The following is an 18,230-nucleotide window of genomic DNA, read 5'->3' as shown; positions in this document are numbered from 1 at the left end:
TCAGCTTTTTAGCTCAAATCAGAAGAAATGTTCGAAGCCAAATTGTTTTTAAAAACTTAACCCTCTATATTTGCACAACCATTCAGAAAAGCACGTTTTCTGTGGGTATTAATGGTCGGTTCGTCTAGGGGTTAGGACACGTCCCTTTCACGGATGAAACACGGGTTCGATTCCCGTACCGACTACATTGTCGCCTGAATTTCAGGAAGTTGTGAAAATTTTTATTAGTATGGTCGGTTCGTCTAGGGGTTAGGACACGTCCCTTTCACGGATGAAACACGGGTTCGATTCCCGTACCGACTACTAAGACGTTAAAGCTCAATTCCCGCTTTGTCTTAATATATTTTTGTTTTATGGTTGTTAGTGGTTAAAGTGAACAAAATCCCGATCCTTGGTCGGGATTTTTGTTTTACCCGCCTTTTTGATTAATGGCTCAGAAGCCATTTTTAATTTTGTTAATTTCAAGATTGGAATAATAAAATTAACCTATGCTTCAACCCAAAATTAAACGACACTACGCCAAAATCATTTTGGCTGCTGCAATCCCTCTTTTAATTTCTTGTAATAAGAGTGAGAAAATAGATCTCCGCGAACGAACTTTAACCAAGGAGGAAATTGCTCCCTTGGTAGAGGCAGCCGAAGGGGGAGTAAATCCAACTCTAATTCCTGGACTTAAACTTTCCTTATGGGCAGTTGACTCGTTGGTTTATGACCCGATTTCCATTCAGGTGACTGATGACGGAAGTCTTTATTACACGAGAACTAATCGCCAGAAAAACTCTGAATTTGATATTAGAGGCCACCAAGAATGGGAAATACCCTCTATCAGTTTGCAGACAATAGAAGAAAAAAGAGCTTTTCTTCAAAAGACGCTTTCTCCTGAAATGTCTGATAAAAACACCTGGCTTGCAGATGTGAACGGCGACGGATCACATGACTGGAGGGATATGACAGTGGAGAGAGAGGAAATTTATAGACTTGAAGATAGGGATGGAGATGGTCTTGCAGACTACTCACAGATGATGGTTCAGGATTTCAATGATGTGACTACGGATGTTGCTGGTGCTTTATTGAAACTGGGCGATAATTTATTTGTTGGTGTTGGGCCAGACGTTTGGAGACTATCTGATAAAAACGGTGATGGAATAATGGATGAGAAAGAGTCAATTTCTCATGGCTATGGTGTACATATCGGTTTTGGTGGGCATGGAATGTCTGGTCTTGAACTTGGCCCAGATGGCAGAATCTATTGGGGAATTGGAGATATAGGTTTTAATGGAGTTGGTCCGGATGGCACTGAGTGGAAATATCCAAATAGAGGCGTAGTAGCTCGTTCAAATCCTGATGGAAGTGATTTTGAGATCTTTGCGATGGGTGTAAGAAATACCCACGAGTTCACTTTTGACGCTTATAATAATCTGATTTCGGTTGATAATGATGGAGACCATGCAGGAGAAAGCGAGAGATTAGTGTATCTAGTTAACGGTTCTGATACTGGCTGGAGAACCAACTGGCAATTTGGTAAATACCGTGATCCAGATAACAATACCTATAAGGTATGGATGGACGAAAAATTATTTATTCCACGACATGAAGGTCAGGCTGCTTATATCACGCCACCTATTCAAAACTACATAAATGGTCCAACAGGGATGGTTTATAACCCTGGAACGGCTTTGGCAGAAAAGTGGAAAAACACCTTTTTCGTAGCTTCTTTTGTAGGTAACCAAACAAGATCAGGAATTCATGCCTTCAAGCTAGAACCAGACGGAGCATCTTTCAAGATGTCACAAACAGAGAATATCATGTCAGGTATTTTGGCAACAGGATTGGACTTTGGGCCTGATGGCTCGCTTTATTTTGCTGACTGGATAGAAGGTTGGAATACCAAAAATTACGGTAGAGTTTGGAAGATAGAGGATGAAGGTGGAGCTGACTGGGAAGCAAGAAAGATAACAGCTCAGGTGATGAAAACTGATTTCAAAACACTCACTGATGAGGCTCTCGGAGGCTATTTAGGTGACGAGGATATGCGGATCAGGAGAAAAGCGCAGTTCGAATTGGCGAAAAGGGGAGAAGATGGAGCAGAGGTTTTTCAGGCAGCTATTAGACAAAAAGCTAATCAATTCGCAAGAATTCATGCGATAGTCGGTATAAGCCAGTTGGCAAGAATGGAGAAAATGGATTATGCTGATGCATTAATTCCTCTGCTGAAAGACCAAGATTCTGAGATCAGAGCACAGGCTGCCAAGTGGCTTGGAGATATTAAATATGCAAAAGCTGGGTCTGCTTTGATGCCATTATTGACAGATAGCGAAATTAGAGTGAGATTCTTTGCTTCTGAAGCTTTGGGCAGAATCGCCTACGAGCCCTCCATTAATGGTTTGATTGGAGTATTAGAAGCTAACAATGACCAAGATGCATTCTTACGTCATGCAGCAAGTTTAGCTTTAGCACGAATAAACAAGAAAGAGCCAATTATTTCGCTGGCATCTCACCCTTCCAATGCAGTTCGTCTTGGAGCTGTGTTGGCACTGCGTAGAATGGCTGATCCGGGAATCACAGCTTTCCTGGCTGATAATGATGAATACATCGTGACGGAAGCAGCCAGAGCAATAAATGATGATTTCTCTATTGAAGGAGCATTGCCGGCTTTGGGTGATCTTCTGGTAACTACAAACTTCGAAAATGAGCCGTTGATCAGAAGAGCGATCAGTGCAAATCTTAGAGTGGGAACGCAGAAGTCATTGGACAATCTGAAAACTTACATTGCTAAGCCAGGAGTAAATTCCGTTTTGAAAGCAGAAGCAATTGCAACTTTAGGCACCTGGGCAAAGCCATCTGTGCTTGATCGTGTAGATGGAAGAAACCGGGGAGCAGTAGAAAGAGATCTTGCGCCTATTCAGGCATCTGTTGAATCTACATTGATAGGCGCGTTGAGCGATAAAAATGAAGCGATCAGAGAAGCAGGAGTAAAAGCAATCGGCAAATTGAAGATAGCTGATGCTGAATCTAAGCTTGTTGCTTTGTTGAGAAATGATAAATCTGAAAATGTACGTGTAGCTGCAATTTTGGCACTCTCCACTGCGAACCCTGGCTCTATTTCAGAACCTATAGAAATAGCGATGAAGGACAATTCCAGAGCAGTACGAGTAGTAGGCTTAGATCTGTTGACCAAAACTGATATTTCTCAAGATTTGATGGTGAGTCTGCTTCAGGATGTAATCCAAAACAGAACTACTGCAGAAAAACAAGCCGCCTTGTTAAATCTGGGCAATCTTGAAAATTCAGCTGAACTTCCTCTTTGGGATACACTTTTAGAAGATTTGTCAAAAAACAAATTGCCAAATGAAGTGATGATAGAATTGGAGGAAGCTATAGATGCTACGAAATCAGCTGAATTGAAAGCTAAATACGACAAGATTCAAGAGACACGAACAAATGGAGATTTAGTCGCACTTTATAGTGGCGCACTTGAAGGCGGAAGTGTAAGAGCTGGAAGGAATATTTTCTTCCAGAATCAAACTGCACAATGTATTCGTTGCCATGGGTATGATGATATGGGAGGTGTAGCTGGCCCTCACTTGAACGGCATTGCTAATAGAGTTACACAAACAGAGCTTCTTGAGGCATTGATCGACCCAAGTAAGCGATTGGCTCCCGGATATGGTTTTGTCCAACTGGAATTGAAAGACGGAACCTCTGTGAATGGCACATTGATGGAAGAAAAAGAAGATGGATTGGTAATAAAAGCAGGTGCTAAGCCAGATACTTTGATTATGAATAACAGTATTGCCGAGCGTAAAAATTCACCTTCCAGCATGCCAGATATGAAGGCACTGCTTACTAAAAGAGAAATTAGAGATTTGGTGACCTTCCTGAGTACTATGACCAAAGAATGGGAATGAGTAAACTGAATATTAGTTTAGTAAATATCGGGATCATCACATTTGTGGTGATCTTTTTTAATTTGATAGAGGTTGGAAAGTTAAAGCGGCATAACTCAGATATCCCTCAAAATGAGCTATTAGTTGAATTCTGTAGACACTGACATAGATGGATTTTTTCCGCTAACAGAAAATAATGTGACTAATGCTGGCATGGTACCTTAATGAAAATGTAGAATGCCGATAATCAAATCATATTGGTGTGCCTGACTCAAGGGGAGGCTGCCGCCGAAACAAGTGAAAGTAAAATAAGGAGGATGTTGCCAAAAGACTCGTTACCCTATGATCGAATTCCAGCAATTATTTATTCTGGAATTTTTGATAGGAAATACTTCTTCAAGGTAAAGCCAAAGAGCCATCCCGAAATATCAGGATGGCTCTTAGGGATTTAGGTTTACAATGATGGTTAATTCAAAAACTCGTCAAATGTCAAGCTGACAAAATACATGGTTCCGACAGTCGGGTTACCCCAAGCTTGAGTGTATCCTTTGCTGAATAGGTTAGATCCACCCACTTTCAAGATTGACTTGATGCTCTTTATTTTATAGCTCACCTGAGCGTCAAATGTGCCATAGGCAGGAATTGCAGACAATTGGCGGGTTGACACTGCTGGACTCACAAAAGAAGATTGCCAAACGAATTCCCCTTGCCACCTGTATGCTACTGCAAATCCAAGGTTGTCAATAATCTCTCTATTAGCGAAGTTCAATACATAACGATACTCAGGAGTATTAAAGCTAGGCTGGAAACCTGTCTCAGCTAACTCATCCAAGTTGGAGAGTGAATTAAAAGAAACATTACCTCCTAAAGTATATCCTTTAGGAAGTTGGTAATCCAGACTCGCTGCCCAGCCGTAAGATTTGATGATTTCCGTTCTGTTCACTGGCATTGAATAAATATTTCTCCCACCTGAGCCTACACCGATCAAGTTTAGGCCTGTAAGAGCATTTGGACCCTGAAGACCGGCGGCAGACGCATCCTGAACTAGCACCTGACTACCATTGAAATTTTCGAATCTGTTGAAATAAGCATACGCATCAACCAATAGTTTATTACCCCAAATTCCTTTGTAACCTACTTCAAAAGACTTAACTCTCTCTGGCTTAAATTCTTTGATTTCGTATGGTTGTAATTGATCAATATTAGCGCCTGCTGCATTCGCAGGAACTACTTGAGCTGCAATACCAGGAACTAAAGTAGGAACAAGCGCAGCAATTGCTGCAGGAGCGGCACTTGGAGGAATTATACCAGCTTGCACTTGCGCAGTAACGACCTGAGTGGCCTGTGTAATAGCCATTTGAGTGGCTTGCTGTATACTTTGCTGATAAACTGGCGAGCCTGGCTGTATGTCCGCTGTAACTGCTGCTCCAAAGCTACTTACATTAGCTAAAGTATAGCCAGGATTAGCATTCAAATTGTATCGGTCTGCAAGAAATGGCAAACCACCAATCAAACGAGCCTGAGGCGTGTTTAGATTTATATATTGATCTTGGTTAGTTGGAATACGGAAACCTGTCTGGTAAGAAGCTCTGAAATTGTGATTTCCCTGAGTGAATACTCCTGAAACTCTTGGAGACCATTGTCCTTCAAAGTTCTCGTTTTTATCATAACGTGCAGAAGCTGTTAACTTGAATTTATCATTTAACAACTTTTTCGAACCCTGAATATACCCACCGTATTCGTTAATATTGAATTCATCACCATTTTCATCCAGCGCGAAAAGTGTTGCATTTGAATTCAAGTCATATATTCTATAATTAGCTCCCACAATAAATTCAGCGAATTTGATTTGCTCAGCAAAATTATACGATCCTTCAAAGTGGTACAAATTTGTTTTATCCACAAATTGAGCACCTACACCATTTTGGTCACCTGGAATAGGTCTAGAGGTTACATCATTCAACGCGTTATTAAATTCTGAAGTGCCAGGTACAAATCTTCCCAAGTCTGCAACTCCTCTTGCAGCGATATGTGCGCCGCTAGGGTCTAAACCTCCTTGTAACGCCTGTGCGTAAGCTCCAACATATTGTGGAAACCACAGACTACTTGGTTTCCAAGCTTCATTGATTCCTTGAGCGGCAGTTCCAACTGCAAAAGCATCTCCAGATCGCTCTTGAGTGGTGTAAGCTCTTACATACCAATTGGAACCTCTTAGCTCAGCTTTGTATTGTCCCATCATAAAATCTTTCAAGGAATATCTATCTGCCCCAGTATAAACTGTCGTACCAAATCCAATATTTCCCTGCAAAATTGCTTCTATTCGATCATTGATCCTGTAGTGTAATGCTGCGTTGAATTTTAACGATTTAGTACCATAATCAGCCAAATCACGTTCCAGATAGCCAGTTCTGGAAACCGCAGTGCTTGGAATTAAAGGTAGAACTGCAGCCGGAAGTGCACCAGCTCTTATCATAGACTGCGCTACAGATATCATATTTACGTTAGTCTCGTCACCATAAATATTTACTCCATTGTAGGCTGGGTTATTTGATGTATTGCCAGATGCAATCGTTGAGCCATTCAAAAGTGATTGATCCCGGAAGTCATTTGCTTGCCAGTCATCAGCAGTGAGGTATTCAAAATTTACCTTGTAAGCAAACTTGTTGTTTATAGCTTTGGCATATCTAGCACTGAAGTTATAAAAACCAGTAGCCGCTTTTGATCTACCGCTTTCATCCATAATTCCTGTTTTAACACTGGCAGAAAGTCCTTGATAAAGAAAGGGGCTTTTTGAATTCATCAGCAATATTCCATTGATGGCATTTGGACCATACAGCGCTGAAGAAGCACCTGGAAGTAGTTCTACACTTTCTAGGTCTAGCTCTGAGATACCTACAATATTTCCTACTGAGAAATTCAATCCTGGAGCCTGATTATCCATACCATCTATTAGCTGAACAGTTCTTACGTTGCCGTTGGCGTTGAACCCACGTGTGTTAAAGGATTTGAATAGGAGTGACTGTGTACTCATTTCCACTCCCTTCATGTTGTTTATCGCATCGTAGAAACTTGCCTGCGGAGCATCTCTAATTGCGATGATGTCCATTTTCTCCACTGAAACAGGAGACTGAAGTACACTTTCTTCAACTCTTGAGGCAGAGACTACTACTTCTTGGCCAAGTATGGTGGATTCAGCCAATTGGATGTCAAGATTGCTTCGTCCACCGGTGATTTCTATTTCCTGTGATGTATATCCTATCATAGAAAATACCAAGATAAATGGAGGCTCTTGATTAACATTTAGTGAATAATTCCCAGAAAGATCAGAAATAGTTCCAATCACTTTTCCTTGCACCAAGATATTGACACCAACTAAGGTCTCCTTGGTATCTGAATCGGTCACTGTTCCAGAAATTGTAGTCTGGGCCAATACCTTGGCTGCTGTGAGGGAAACCAGGAGTGTAAGGAAAAACACTGATGCCCTGATTTTAAGTGTAAAATTGCTCATAGGCTATTTTATTAAGTATTTAGGTTTATTGAATTTCAAGTGAAAAATACGTTATGTAATTATGGAAAATTACCCTAAAAAAAGAATAATTGATGTTTTATGAATAAAATTTAATATCAAAGTTCAGCCTTGAATTATAGCATCATCTGGAAACTGAGGTATTCTATCCAAATTCTAAAAATATATGAGGACTTTATTGAGAATCCCGAACTCAGTGAACTGTTTTATTATCAATTCGAAAAACTAATTATTTTTGCGTCAGCGGGACTAAAAGCAAAAAAGCCCAACTTTTGCTGGGCTTTTCAGGATGTTTGGGACAATTTACTCTGTTTTATTTTCTTCATTTACATGTTTTACCAAGCGATCACAAAGCACTTTGATCTCCTCAGACATGTATTCGTCAGCCGTACTGTTTAGAATCGTCTGAGCCATTCCTCCGAGGATATCAATGTAAAAACGCTTCATTTCTACCACTGACATTTCTTCTGTCCACAGATCAATTCGAAGTGTACTATGATTCTGATTGTCCCAGACGTTTAGGCTGATACTTTTGGTGTCTTCCAAACCTTCACCTTCTTTGTCTGATGCATCCCACTTGATTGATTTTGGAAAGCCGTTTTCATCTAAATCGACTTGGAACTTGATCTCTGAGTTTTTCATGCGTTATAGTTTGATTCCTAAAGAATCATGTGTTGAATTTGCAAAATTAATCAGGTTAACTTCCTGAGTGCTGCCTGAGTTCATTTTTACCTATTTTATTCGAAAATCATTTCTGGAACTTCGCCTTCTACGATAAGTTTTCCAGCAGTTTTGTCTTTTATTTCTTCTACTGAAACACCTGGAGCTCTTTCGAGCAGCACAAAACCTCCTTTTGGAGAGATTTCAAGAACAGCAAGATCAGTTACTATTTTCTTCACACATCTGACTCCGGTGATTGGAAGGGAGCAATCGGGGAGAAGCTTGGATTCTCCTGACCGTGAACAATGCTGCATGGCCACAATTATATTGTCCGCAGAGGCAACCAGATCCATAGCTCCGCCCATTCCCTTGACCATTTTCCCTGGGATTTTCCAATTTGAGATATCGCCGTTTTCAGAAACTTCCATCGCTCCGAGAATAGTCAAATGTACATGACCACCACGAATCATCGCGAAGGATTCGGCGGAATTGAATAGAGCCGACCCTTTTGCCATAGTCACCGTTTGCTTTCCGGCATTGATAAGGTCTGGATCGATCTGATCTTCAGTAGGGAAGGGGCCAATTCCTAGTAATCCATTCTCAGATTGAAGCACAACTTCTAAGTCATCTGGAATGTAATTGGCGACTAGCGTGGGAATTCCGATCCCTAAATTTATGTATTGCCCATTCTTCACCTCTTTGGAGATTCGCTGAGCTATTTGATCTTTTGTAAGCATTTTGGGTTGTTTTTTGAGTTCAAAGAAAATTTGAGTTACAGAGTCTAGCTTGGCTAGATGCTATTTTGAGACTGTTCTCTGCTCAATTCTCTTCTCGTAATTTTCTCCTTGAAAAATACGCTGGACATAGATTCCCGGGGTATGAATTTGATTAGGATCGAGTTTTCCAGCTTCCACCAATTCTTCCACTTCAGCAATACAAATCTTACCAGCAGCAGCCATCATCGGATTGAAGTTTCTGGCAGTTCCCTTGAAAATTAAATTACCAGCTGTATCACCTTTCCACGCTTTGACAATGGAGAAATCAGCTTTCAACCAACTTTCCAGCAGATACATTTTACCATCAAATTCGCGGGATTCCTTTCCCTCAGCCACTTCTGTACCCACTCCGGCAGGAGTAAAGAATGCAGGGATTCCGGCTCCACCAGCTCGAACACGCTCAGCCAGTGTTCCTTGTGGGATCAAATCCACTTCAAGTTCTCCGCTGAGTAGTTGTCTTTCAAACTCTGCATTCTCACCCACATAGCTGGAAATCATCTTTTTCACCATTCGCTTTTTCAGCAAAAGGCCGATGCCGAAATCATCCACACCGGCATTGTTTGAGACGATAGTCAGACCAGAGATAGCTCTTTCTAAAAGAGCTGAAATGCAGTTTTCGGGAATGCCGGTCAAGCCAAATCCGCCCATCATCAGCATGCAATTGCTGGGAATATCGGCTACTGCTTCATGGGCATTTTTTACAGTTTTGTTGATCATATATTTTTGGGTTTATAGCAAGTTCTTAGCATTCTTCTGATCTAAAAATAGTTGTTCTTTCAAGGCTTCCAATCCATCAAATTTTTTCTCTTCACGAAGAAATGCTTTGATGTAAATAGTAATCTGTTTGTCGTACAAATCACCCTGAAAATCAAATAAGTTGGCTTCTACAGTTTTTTTAGTCCCATTGACGGTAGGTCTATTTCCAATATTCAACATGGCTTTGTACAGTGCTCCATTCACCAAAGCTTCTACTGCATAGACACCATCTTTAGGAATTAGTTTGTAATCATTGGGTATATGGATATTCGCGGTAGGGAAGCCGATAGATCTTCCGATTTGTTGTCCTTTGATCACCAAACCATTCAATTCATAAGGTCTGCCTAGGTAATTGATGGCGGTGGAAATATCGCTGGTTTCTAAGGCATGTCGGATTTTAGTGCTGGAAACTCCGATATCTTCCACATCCTGTCTCGATATTTCTTCCAAATCAAATCCATATTCCTCATGATGAGCTTGTAGGTATTCGAAACTTCCTTCTCGGTTTTTTCCAAAACGATGGTCGTAGCCTATGACAAGTTTTTTGGCTTGAATAGTACCCACCAAAACGGATTCGATAAATTCTTTGGAAGTAAGCTGGGAGAATTCCTTAGTGAAAGGAATAGTGATTAAATGATCAATTCCTGCCTCGCGCAGTAGCTTGGCTTTCTCCTCAAAAGTACTCAACAGCCTTAGGTTGTGCTCATCTGGATAGAGTACTAATCTAGGATGAGGCCAAAAAGTAATTAAAACAGTTTCTCCATTGATGGAGCGAGCGATTTCCCGGATACGATGAATGATTTTTTGATGTCCAAGATGCACCCCATCAAACGTCCCGCTCGTTACTACCGCGTTGGAAAGCTTGGGAAAATCACTAAGGCCTTCATAGATCTTCATTTGTTCTTGCTTTGATTTCTTCTACCAAAGGTAAAAGCTCATGTGCTTCTGAAAGTTTGAAATTACCAATTCTAGTTCTGCAAAGCGAACTCATGTAAGCTCCTACATTCAGTTTTTCACCCAAATCTCTGGCTAGACTTCTGATATAGGTTCCTTTGGAGCAAACAATTCTAAATTCTATTATGGGATTTTCAAATTTGGTGATTTCAAATTCACTTACCGTCACAGGGCGAGGATCCATTTTCACCACCTTGCCTTGTCTCGCAGACTCATATACTCGCTTTCCATCTACTTTGATGGCGGAGTGCATGGGTGGGATTTGCAAAATATCTCCTGTAAGCTCTGAGACTACTTTTTTTACTTGAGCTAAAGTAACATGCGAAGGATCTGCCACAGGGATAATAGGTTGTTCCAAATCAAAGGAATCTGTGGTCGCCCCGATCACGAAGGTACCTGTGTATTCCTTTTCTTGGCCCATGAATGAGTCAATTTGCTTGGTCATTTTCCCAGCGCAAACGATAAGAAGGCCGGTTGCCAAAGGATCAAGTGTACCAGCATGACCAACTTTCTTGATTCGAAGCGCATTTCGCACCTTTCTCACTACATCAAAAGATGTCCAATCGAGAGGTTTGTTGATTAGAAAAACTTCTCCGTAAGGCTCTTGCTGCATTGTTTTGGGGATAAAAAGGCTAGGACACTAATGTGAACTAGGTAGATGAAAGAATCAGGCGTTTGGTTCAGACTTGGCGAAAATCGCATAAAACTCAAATATAAAACCCGCTAAAGTCACGATAGGGCCTATAGTCAAACCTAAGATGCCATTGCCGTGCGGTTCACTGTCCAATCCTATAATGATAAACCCAAGGATGATCAGACCGATGCCGATAAACATCAGCTTGTAATTTTTCCGGGAAAAAGGGAAAGAAGATTTGCTCATTTTATTAATAGAGTTCGTCCAAAGACATATTTAAATACTTATTCACAGCTCGCAAGGTACTCAGGACGGAAAGAATACCGCCCACCGAAATCAAAATTCCGAAAAGTACGATCAATAATTGCTGATTTTGAAGCATCGCGAATCCGTCGATGGTTGCCTGGGTATATTTCACTAGGGCAAATAGAATCACAGAAGCGAATGCTCCTGCCAACATACCAAACAAAAATGCTCGGGATAGAAATGGCTTTCTGATAAATCCTCTGGTAGCTCCGACTAATTGCATAGAGCGAATTAGAAAACGCTGGGAGAATAGTGCCAATCGAATCGTATTATTGATCAACATGACCACAGTAATGATCAAAATCAGGATGAAACCTCCTAGTACTAAACTTACTTTTAGAAGGTTCTTGTTAATGGAATCCACCAAATCCGTCATGTAGGATACTTCAAATACGCCTGGAATAGCCTGAATTTCTTTTACGATTAACTCTAGTTGTTCTGAGGTTTGGAATTCTTCCGCAATTGATAACACAAAACTGTCTCTTAGTGGATTATCTTCCAGAAATTGGGTGAAGTCTTCCCCAGTGCTCTCGATAAATGTAGCCGCAGCTTCTTCGTCTGAGACAAATTTAAGATTCAGTGTATCACCTTTCTGAAGTATAAAAGATCGTGCAGCAAGATTGTCGTGTATAGCATCAAGATCTTTTTGCTCCATATTCTTTTCCAAAAATACCTGTACTTCGATATTCTCCCGGATCATGCTCGTCAGCGTTTTTGCCTGTATCAAGATCACTCCGAAAAGACCTACAATAAAAAGTGATAAAGTGGTACTGAAGAGAACACTTCCGAATTTGAAGTGCCCAAGTGTCTTTTTCTTTCGTGGATATTTGGCCATAGATTATGATTTCTGCTCAAAAGTAACCTTCCCCAAGGATATTGCCAATCTATTCCTGATAAAGGATTTCAATGACATTTTCTTCACTTGTTTTATCAATCTGCAAGATTTATTCTCTGCTTTCAAAATAGTAAACTAGTGAAGTGATTAACGTCCAGCGTATCAGCTAATTTTCCTTTTGAGAAAAAAAGGATATTATATGAAACGAAAATTCGATAAAGCAAATCCTCGGATCTAATCACAAGTTGGTATGATTATAGGCTCAAATTGGGTATATTAAAATGTAACCCTATCTTAAATTTTGCTAAACCAATTTTTCATGAAAACTTCTCAATTCGCTTTAATGAGCATATTTGTGCTGTTTGTTGGATTAGAATCTGCAGAAGCTCAGTCCAAGGCAAAGATTATAGGAGTGTGGTTCAATACTGATAAAACAGCCCAAATTGAGATCATGGAAAATGATGATCAGTTAATTGGTAAACTTATTTGGATTAAGCATGTGGATGGAGATACAGAGACTTTCACGGATGTGGTGAATTCTGATGCTAGTTTGAGAGATCGTCCGTTGATGGGTCTTACAATCTTGGAAGGCCTACAGTATAAAGATGGGATTTGGTCTGATGGTAAAATCTATGATCCTAAATCTGGTATAAGTTACAACTGTGAGTTGCAGCTCAAAAAGAAGGATATACTAGAGATCAAGGGATTTCTCGGAGAATCCTGGGTCAGCCGAACAGTAGAATGGAATAGAGTAAAAAAATAAGGCAAAGAGCTCTGCCTTATTTTTTTGGAATTAATTTTTTAACCACCGAGTCAATAGTAATTCGACAAGCTAACCAGCCTCCTGCCCTAAAGATTCTATTCTCCAAACATGAGCACAAACCAATTCAATCTACTCTAACTAGGTTTGATTAATCACTTTTGTTTTTGCTGTAAATAAAATGACTGGAGGATATAGGACAATTGCTCAAATTCAATCAGAAAAGCATCGTGGCCAGCTGTAGAACTGATTTCCTTATAGGTTCCTTTTTTCACATGTTGGCTTATAAATTGAGATTCCGCAGGAAGGAAAAGCAAATCAGAATCAACACCAATGGCCAATACATTTGCTTCAATTTTTTCTAAGGCTTCATCCAATCCACCCCGATTTCTTCCCAAATCATGCGAATCCATCGTTTTGCTCAGCGTCCAATAGGAGAGTGCGTTAAATCGCCTCGCAAGCTTTTGTCCCTGATATCTGAGATAAGATGCAGCGCGAAAATCATCCAGTTTATTTTCTGAATCCACTTGTTTTGTGGCCAAATCAAGCGGATGTCTATAAGTAAGCATGGCAATAGCTCGTGCAGTTTCCAGCCCTTTTTGCCCGGCTTTTTCATGACATTCACCCCAGGTGCAATCTGACTCTATCGCCATCCGCTGGGTTTCGTTGAAGCCGATCACCCACGGCCTTGTTTTGGCAGTGGCAGCCAGAATAATTGCATTCTTAAGCTTATTACCTAAGATATACGCCCATTCCAACCCAACTTGACCTCCCAGAGATCCACCGATAAGGCTGTGAATTGTTTCTATTTCCAAATGAATCCTCAAGCGTTCCAATCCGAGAGCGAGGTCACGCGTGGTCATCTGAGGGAAATCGTAATGGTATGGCTTATTGGTTTTAGGATTATTACTGAATGGCTGAGTAGAGCCATAGCATGATCCCAATAGATTTGCACAGATGATAAAATGATTTGATGGGTCAAAGAATTTATCTTCTCCTATCAAACCATTCCACCATTCCTGCGCATTTGAATCTCCTGTAAGCGCATGTATGACCCAGATCACATTTGACTTATCTGAATTGAGCTGACCATACGTGGTATAGCCAAGATCAAATTCTGGGAGAACTTCTCCTGATTCCAGAGGTAGCGGTAAACTAGAATGAAATATTTCCTGAGTCATGGTAATCGAAGCGTACTGACTTTTAAGATTCATTTGTTGAACTAGATTTTATCGAAAGCTTGTTGCAGATCCGCCTTAATATCCTCAATGTGTTCGATACCACATGAGATTCTCAATAGCGTAGGAGTGACTCCAGCGGCTTTTTGCTCCTCATCGGATAGTTGCTGATGAGTAGTCGCTGCTGGCTGGATAATCAGTGTTTTAGCATCACCTACATTGGCCAAGTGAGATATTAGCTCAAGGTTATTGATCAAGGCAGAAGCTTGCTCTTTGTCGCCTTTGAGCTCGAAACTCAATACGCCACCAAACCCATTTTTCAAGTATTTCTTCGCCAGATCATGGTATGCAGAGGACTCTAACCCAGGGTAATTCACTTTCTGCACTGAAGGATGCGCTTCCAGCCATTGTGCCAAAGCCAGGGTGTTTTCAACTGTTTTCTTTACTCGAAGAGAGAGCGTTTCTATTCCCTGAAGTAAAAGGAAAGAGTTGAACGGGCTGATGGCAGGGCCAAAGTCACGAAGACCTTCTACACGTGCACGAATTGCAAAAGCTATGTTAGGAAGCCCCAATGGATTATTTTCTCCAAAAACCTCCCAGAAATTCATCCCATGATATCCTTCAGAAGGCTCAGAGAATTGCTTGAATTTACCATTTCCCCAGTTGAAGTTACCTCCGTCCACAATAATACCTCCGATGGAAGTACCGTGTCCACCGATCCATTTGGTAGCAGATGAGGTGACAATATTAGCTCCATGAGCGATAGGCTGGCACAGATACCCACCAGCACCGAACGTGTTATCAACGATCAATGGAATGTCATGCTTTTTGGCTACAGCTGCGATCCCTTCGAAGTCAGGAATGTTGAATTCAGGGTTTCCAATCGTCTCTAGGTAAATTGCTTTTGTTTTCTCGTCAATTAACGCTTCAAAATCTGCAGAATCTTTTCCTTTAGCAAATCTTGCTTCGATCCCTAGCTTTTTAAATGAAACTTTAAATTGATTGAAAGTACCTCCATAGAGAAAAGGACTCGAAACGAAATTGTCCCCGGCTTCCATAATATTCGTGATAGCCAAGAATTGCGCTGCCTGACCTGAACTGGTAGCTACTGCCGCCACTCCACCTTCCAATGCAGCAAGTCTTTTCTCAAGGACATCCGTTGTCGGATTCATGATCCGAGTGTAGATATTGCCGAATTCCTTTAGGCCAAAAAGATTTGCACCATGCTCTGCGGAATTGAATACATAAGATGTTGTTTGATAGATAGGGACTGCACGTGAGTTTGTAGTTGGATCGGGCTCTTGGCCAGCATGAACTTGAAGTGTGTCGAAGTGAAGATTTTTTGACATGATTTTTTGGATTTATGGTTTGAAAAATGATAGACATTAAAAGCCTATCCCGAATTGTATTCGAGATAGGCAAAAGTGGAATCAACACGGAAACAAAGCATGTGGCTTTACCGAGAATAGCGTTGAAGAAGAAATGTTTGTAATGAATCCTGGGTGCATATACTTATGAACTTATAGTTCCAAATAAGAATATCTCATTTGGCAGGAATTGGCACCTTGGACTTTCCAGGTTGCCAGAGGGTCAAGGAGCCTGTCTCTCGCCTCTTCTATATAAATCCGAGCACTAAAAGTGAAAGGATGATGCAAATAAAGAAACCGCGAGTGAAAAATCAAAATGATTTTATGCTCGAGCTTCAAAAAACTATAATTACTTATTACTTATCCAATTGATCCGGATCGAATCTGAAAATAGGATTGATCTTTTCAAAATCAGGATCAATATTTACAAGTTCCTTAATCAAACCATCTTTTAAGCCATAAGCCCAACCATGGATTTTGGGTGCAGACCTATCTCTCCAAGCTTTCTGGATGATTGATGTTTTGATTAGATCTTGGCATTGCTCTATCACATTGAACTCTACCAGTGCATTTACTTTGTCATCATGGCTCTCAACGGCATCAATCTCTTTTTGGTAGATTTTATATACTTCTTTAATATTCAGAAGCCATTTGTTAATTAAGCCAAAGCTTTTATTTCCAATCGCAGCTTCTATACCACCGCAACCATAATGTCCACATACTATGATATGTTCTACCTTCAACACTGATACGGCATATTCTAAGACGCTTAGCATGTTGAGGTCAGTATGCACTACCATATTTGCTATGTTCCGATGCACAAATATTTCCCCTGGGTCAGTTCCTGTAATCTGATTTGCAGGAACTCTACTGTCTGAGCATCCGATCCAAAGAAACTTGGGACTCTGCTGTTGTGCTAATCTTTCAAAAAAGTGCGGATCGGACTCTTTTTGGTCAGTTGACCAAGCCTTGTTCTGTATTAATAGTTTTTCGTAGGGGCTCATATATTTTCGTGAATTTTATACTTAAATCCTTGAATCGTAATACTAATATTCCTGTCTGGGCAAGAAGCTATAAAGTCGTTTATGACTTCCCGAATGTCATGATCAATAAATTGTGCTTTTTGCGCATTGATGATCACTTTGCTATTGGAAGGAATCTTTTCTAAATTCTTCATCAAAAGTGCTTTGTTCAGGAAAGACACATCTTTTTGTAGTTGCAGAAGGTAATTTCCATTCAGTTCTGTCAAGGTTACTGAGCGAACGAAATTCGTTTTCACGACAAAGAATATCCCGAATACCATTCCAATACCTATCCCAACCAATAGATCTGTGAACAATATAGCAACTACCGTGACGATGAAAGGGATGAACTGATCCCAGCCATTTTTGTAAATACTCACAAAGATAGACGGCTTGGCTAACTTATAACCCACTATGAATAAAACTGCAGCTAAGCAGCTAAGTGGTATCAAATTCAGGATATTCGGAATAGTCAATACTAATATCATCAACAAAATTCCATGAAAAATTGCAGACATTTTTGTTTTTGCACCAGAAGCTACATTTGCCGAACTTCTTACAATTACAGCGGTTACAGGAAGACCACCAATTAATCCTGAAATCGAGTTACCAATCCCTTGTGCTACTAGTTCTTTACTGGGTGGTGTTATTCTTTTTTGAGGATCAAGTTTATCAGCTGCATCTATGCTTAGCAATGTTTCTAGACTACCAATAATCGCAATAGTGATTGCTACTATCCAGAAAGCACTTTCTCCGATCATAGAGAAATCTGGAAAAGTCAATAAATCACCTATTTGGCCCAAATCATCCAAGACTGGAATGCTCACTAAGTGATCACCAGTAAGCTGCCATCCAGGCTTCCATATTCCGTATAAGGAATTAATTGCTATACCAGATAGAACAGCCCATAAAGCTCCGGGAACGACTCCGAATATTTTATGATTTTGTATTTTTGGTTTCTCAAAAAGAATCAAAATTCCCATTGCAACTAGTACAATTGGAATTGCGCCTACACTTAGATATTTAAAAGCGTACCATATTTCAGAAAATGTATTGTGATCATCGGTCTGTAAAAATGCCTCATCACCCATCAAATCCACATCGTATCCCAATGCATGAGGAATTTGCTTAAGAATCAATATCAAACCGATTGCAGTAAGCATTCCTTTGATAACAGCGTGAGGGAAGTAATAGCCGATTATACCAGCTTTTGCAATACCCAACGCCAGCTGCATTAAGCCTGCGATCACCAGCGTAGCCAAGAAAAGAGGAAAAGTCCCCATGCTACTGATAGAATCAAGAACTATCACTGTCAGTCCGGCTGCAGGACCACTTACACTGACGTTTGATCCTGAAAATGCTCCTACAACTATTCCGCCAACAATTCCAGCTATAAGTCCTGACATTGGTGGGGCTCCACTAGCAATAGCAATACCCAAACAAAGAGGAAGGGCAACCAGAAAAACCACCAAACTGGCCTTTAAGTCATATTTTAAGTTATTTCCGAGAAGGGTATTCATTAGTTTGATTGCAAGTTACTTGATAAGATTGGTAGACTTTGTGGTCTAA

Annotated in this window: 14 protein-coding genes, 2 tRNA genes and 1 riboswitch; of the genes, 4 read left to right on the top strand and 12 right to left on the bottom strand. The window is 40.5% G+C overall.

What is annotated here, in order from left to right; all coding sequences use genetic code 11:
• The first annotated feature begins 113 nt into the window (after positions 1-113).
• From BVH04_RS11440 to BVH04_RS11430, 3 genes are all read left to right on the top strand, one after another.
• Positions 114-185, top strand: a tRNA-Glu gene (locus BVH04_RS11440).
• A 46-nt stretch (positions 186-231) separates the two neighbouring features.
• Positions 232-303 (top strand) — tRNA-Glu (locus BVH04_RS11435).
• Between the two features lie 185 nt (positions 304-488).
• Positions 489-3,908, top strand: coding sequence for a HEAT repeat domain-containing protein (locus tag BVH04_RS11430; protein ID WP_169714412.1), 3,420 nt, complete (start codon positions 489-491; stop codon positions 3,906-3,908).
• Between the two features lie 445 nt (positions 3,909-4,353).
• Here BVH04_RS11430 and BVH04_RS11425 read toward each other — a convergent pair whose 3' ends face one another.
• The 8 genes from BVH04_RS11425 to BVH04_RS11390 all read right to left on the bottom strand — a co-directional run bounded on the left by BVH04_RS11425 (position 4,354) and on the right by BVH04_RS11390 (position 12,334).
• On the bottom strand, positions 4,354-7,395 hold the full coding sequence (locus BVH04_RS11425) for a TonB-dependent receptor (protein ID WP_086541602.1): 3,042 nt from the start codon (positions 7,393-7,395) through the stop codon (positions 4,354-4,356).
• A gap of 321 nt (positions 7,396-7,716) precedes the next feature.
• Entirely contained in the window at positions 7,717-8,055 is a 339-nt protein-coding gene (gene gldC, locus BVH04_RS11420) for a gliding motility protein GldC (protein ID WP_086541601.1), read from the bottom strand.
• Positions 8,056-8,150: 95 nt separating this feature from the next.
• Positions 8,151-8,810, bottom strand: a complete 660-nt coding sequence (locus BVH04_RS11415; RefSeq protein WP_086541600.1) for a 3-oxoacid CoA-transferase subunit B — start codon at positions 8,808-8,810, stop codon at positions 8,151-8,153.
• A 60-nt stretch (positions 8,811-8,870) separates the two neighbouring features.
• The gene (locus BVH04_RS11410) at positions 8,871-9,566 is read right to left on the bottom strand and encodes a CoA transferase subunit A (RefSeq protein WP_086541599.1); all 696 of its coding nucleotides are present in this window, start codon (positions 9,564-9,566) and stop codon (positions 8,871-8,873) included.
• 12 nt (positions 9,567-9,578) lie between these two features.
• Complete coding sequence (locus tag BVH04_RS11405; protein ID WP_086541598.1) at positions 9,579-10,502, bottom strand: bifunctional riboflavin kinase/FAD synthetase; 924 nt, start codon at positions 10,500-10,502, stop codon at positions 9,579-9,581.
• Complete coding sequence (gene truB, locus BVH04_RS11400; RefSeq protein WP_086541597.1) at positions 10,489-11,172, bottom strand: tRNA pseudouridine(55) synthase TruB; 684 nt, start codon at positions 11,170-11,172, stop codon at positions 10,489-10,491. Before truB ends, BVH04_RS11405 begins: the two co-directional genes overlap by 14 nt.
• A gap of 54 nt (positions 11,173-11,226) precedes the next feature.
• Positions 11,227-11,439, bottom strand: a complete 213-nt coding sequence (locus BVH04_RS11395; protein ID WP_086541596.1) for a DUF3098 domain-containing protein — start codon at positions 11,437-11,439, stop codon at positions 11,227-11,229.
• A 4-nt stretch (positions 11,440-11,443) separates the two neighbouring features.
• Positions 11,444-12,334 carry a cell division protein FtsX gene (locus BVH04_RS11390; RefSeq protein ID WP_086541595.1) on the bottom strand — a complete coding sequence of 297 codons (891 nt, stop codon included), beginning with the start codon at positions 12,332-12,334 and terminating at the stop codon, positions 11,444-11,446.
• A gap of 319 nt (positions 12,335-12,653) precedes the next feature.
• Here BVH04_RS11390 and BVH04_RS11385 point away from each other — a divergent pair, with 319 nt between their 5' ends.
• Positions 12,654-13,097: a DUF2147 domain-containing protein gene (locus BVH04_RS11385; protein ID WP_086541594.1), complete on the top strand. Its 444-nt coding sequence runs from the start codon at positions 12,654-12,656 to the stop codon at positions 13,095-13,097.
• A 152-nt stretch (positions 13,098-13,249) separates the two neighbouring features.
• On the opposite strand, the gene BVH04_RS11380 is transcribed toward BVH04_RS11385, so the two are convergent.
• The 4 genes from BVH04_RS11380 to BVH04_RS11365 form a co-directional block, all read right to left on the bottom strand.
• Entirely contained in the window at positions 13,250-14,308 is a 1,059-nt protein-coding gene (locus BVH04_RS11380; RefSeq protein WP_086541593.1) for a homoserine O-acetyltransferase family protein, read from the bottom strand.
• A gap of 8 nt (positions 14,309-14,316) precedes the next feature.
• Positions 14,317-15,621, bottom strand: coding sequence for an O-acetylhomoserine aminocarboxypropyltransferase/cysteine synthase family protein (locus tag BVH04_RS11375; RefSeq protein WP_086541592.1), 1,305 nt, complete (start codon positions 15,619-15,621; stop codon positions 14,317-14,319).
• 168 nt (positions 15,622-15,789) lie between these two features.
• A riboswitch (SAM riboswitch) is annotated at positions 15,790-15,898 on the bottom strand.
• A gap of 97 nt (positions 15,899-15,995) precedes the next feature.
• Positions 15,996-16,643: a carbonate dehydratase gene (can, locus tag BVH04_RS11370; RefSeq protein WP_086541591.1), complete on the bottom strand. Its 648-nt coding sequence runs from the start codon at positions 16,641-16,643 to the stop codon at positions 15,996-15,998.
• The gene (locus BVH04_RS11365) at positions 16,640-18,181 is read right to left on the bottom strand and encodes a SulP family inorganic anion transporter (protein WP_086541590.1); all 1,542 of its coding nucleotides are present in this window, start codon (positions 18,179-18,181) and stop codon (positions 16,640-16,642) included. Before BVH04_RS11365 ends, can begins: the two co-directional genes overlap by 4 nt.
• Positions 18,182-18,230: the final 49 nt, after the last annotated feature.

The organism is Algoriphagus antarcticus, from assembly GCF_002150685.1.
GTDB lineage: Bacteria > Bacteroidota > Bacteroidia > Cytophagales > Cyclobacteriaceae > Algoriphagus > Algoriphagus antarcticus.
The sequence above is the reverse complement of the archived record's forward strand: the minus strand, read 5'-3'. Positions and strand labels throughout refer to the sequence as shown.

Excerpts from the sequence above, each read along its gene's own strand:
- BVH04_RS11430 (WP_169714412.1), top strand. The coding sequence starts at position 489 with ATGCTTCAACCCAAAATTAAACGACACTACGCCAAAATCATTTTGGCT.
- BVH04_RS11405 (WP_086541598.1), bottom strand. The coding sequence starts at position 10,502 with ATGAAGATCTATGAAGGCCTTAGTGATTTTCCCAAGCTTTCCAACGCG.
- BVH04_RS11390 (WP_086541595.1), bottom strand. The coding sequence starts at position 12,334 with ATGGCCAAATATCCACGAAAGAAAAAGACACTTGGGCACTTCAAATTC.
- can (WP_086541591.1), bottom strand. The coding sequence starts at position 16,643 with ATGAGCCCCTACGAAAAACTATTAATACAGAACAAGGCTTGGTCAACT.
- BVH04_RS11365 (WP_086541590.1), bottom strand. The coding sequence starts at position 18,181 with ATGAATACCCTTCTCGGAAATAACTTAAAATATGACTTAAAGGCCAGT.
- BVH04_RS11410 (WP_086541599.1), bottom strand. The coding sequence starts at position 9,566 with ATGATCAACAAAACTGTAAAAAATGCCCATGAAGCAGTAGCCGATATT.
- BVH04_RS11425 (WP_086541602.1), bottom strand. The coding sequence starts at position 7,395 with ATGAGCAATTTTACACTTAAAATCAGGGCATCAGTGTTTTTCCTTACA.
- truB (WP_086541597.1), bottom strand. The coding sequence starts at position 11,172 with ATGCAGCAAGAGCCTTACGGAGAAGTTTTTCTAATCAACAAACCTCTC.
- BVH04_RS11385 (WP_086541594.1), top strand. The coding sequence starts at position 12,654 with ATGAAAACTTCTCAATTCGCTTTAATGAGCATATTTGTGCTGTTTGTT.
- BVH04_RS11415 (WP_086541600.1), bottom strand. The coding sequence starts at position 8,810 with ATGCTTACAAAAGATCAAATAGCTCAGCGAATCTCCAAAGAGGTGAAG.
- BVH04_RS11380 (WP_086541593.1), bottom strand. The coding sequence starts at position 14,308 with ATGAATCTTAAAAGTCAGTACGCTTCGATTACCATGACTCAGGAAATA.
- BVH04_RS11395 (WP_086541596.1), bottom strand. The coding sequence starts at position 11,439 with ATGAGCAAATCTTCTTTCCCTTTTTCCCGGAAAAATTACAAGCTGATG.
- gldC (WP_086541601.1), bottom strand. The coding sequence starts at position 8,055 with ATGAAAAACTCAGAGATCAAGTTCCAAGTCGATTTAGATGAAAACGGC.
- BVH04_RS11375 (WP_086541592.1), bottom strand. The coding sequence starts at position 15,621 with ATGTCAAAAAATCTTCACTTCGACACACTTCAAGTTCATGCTGGCCAA.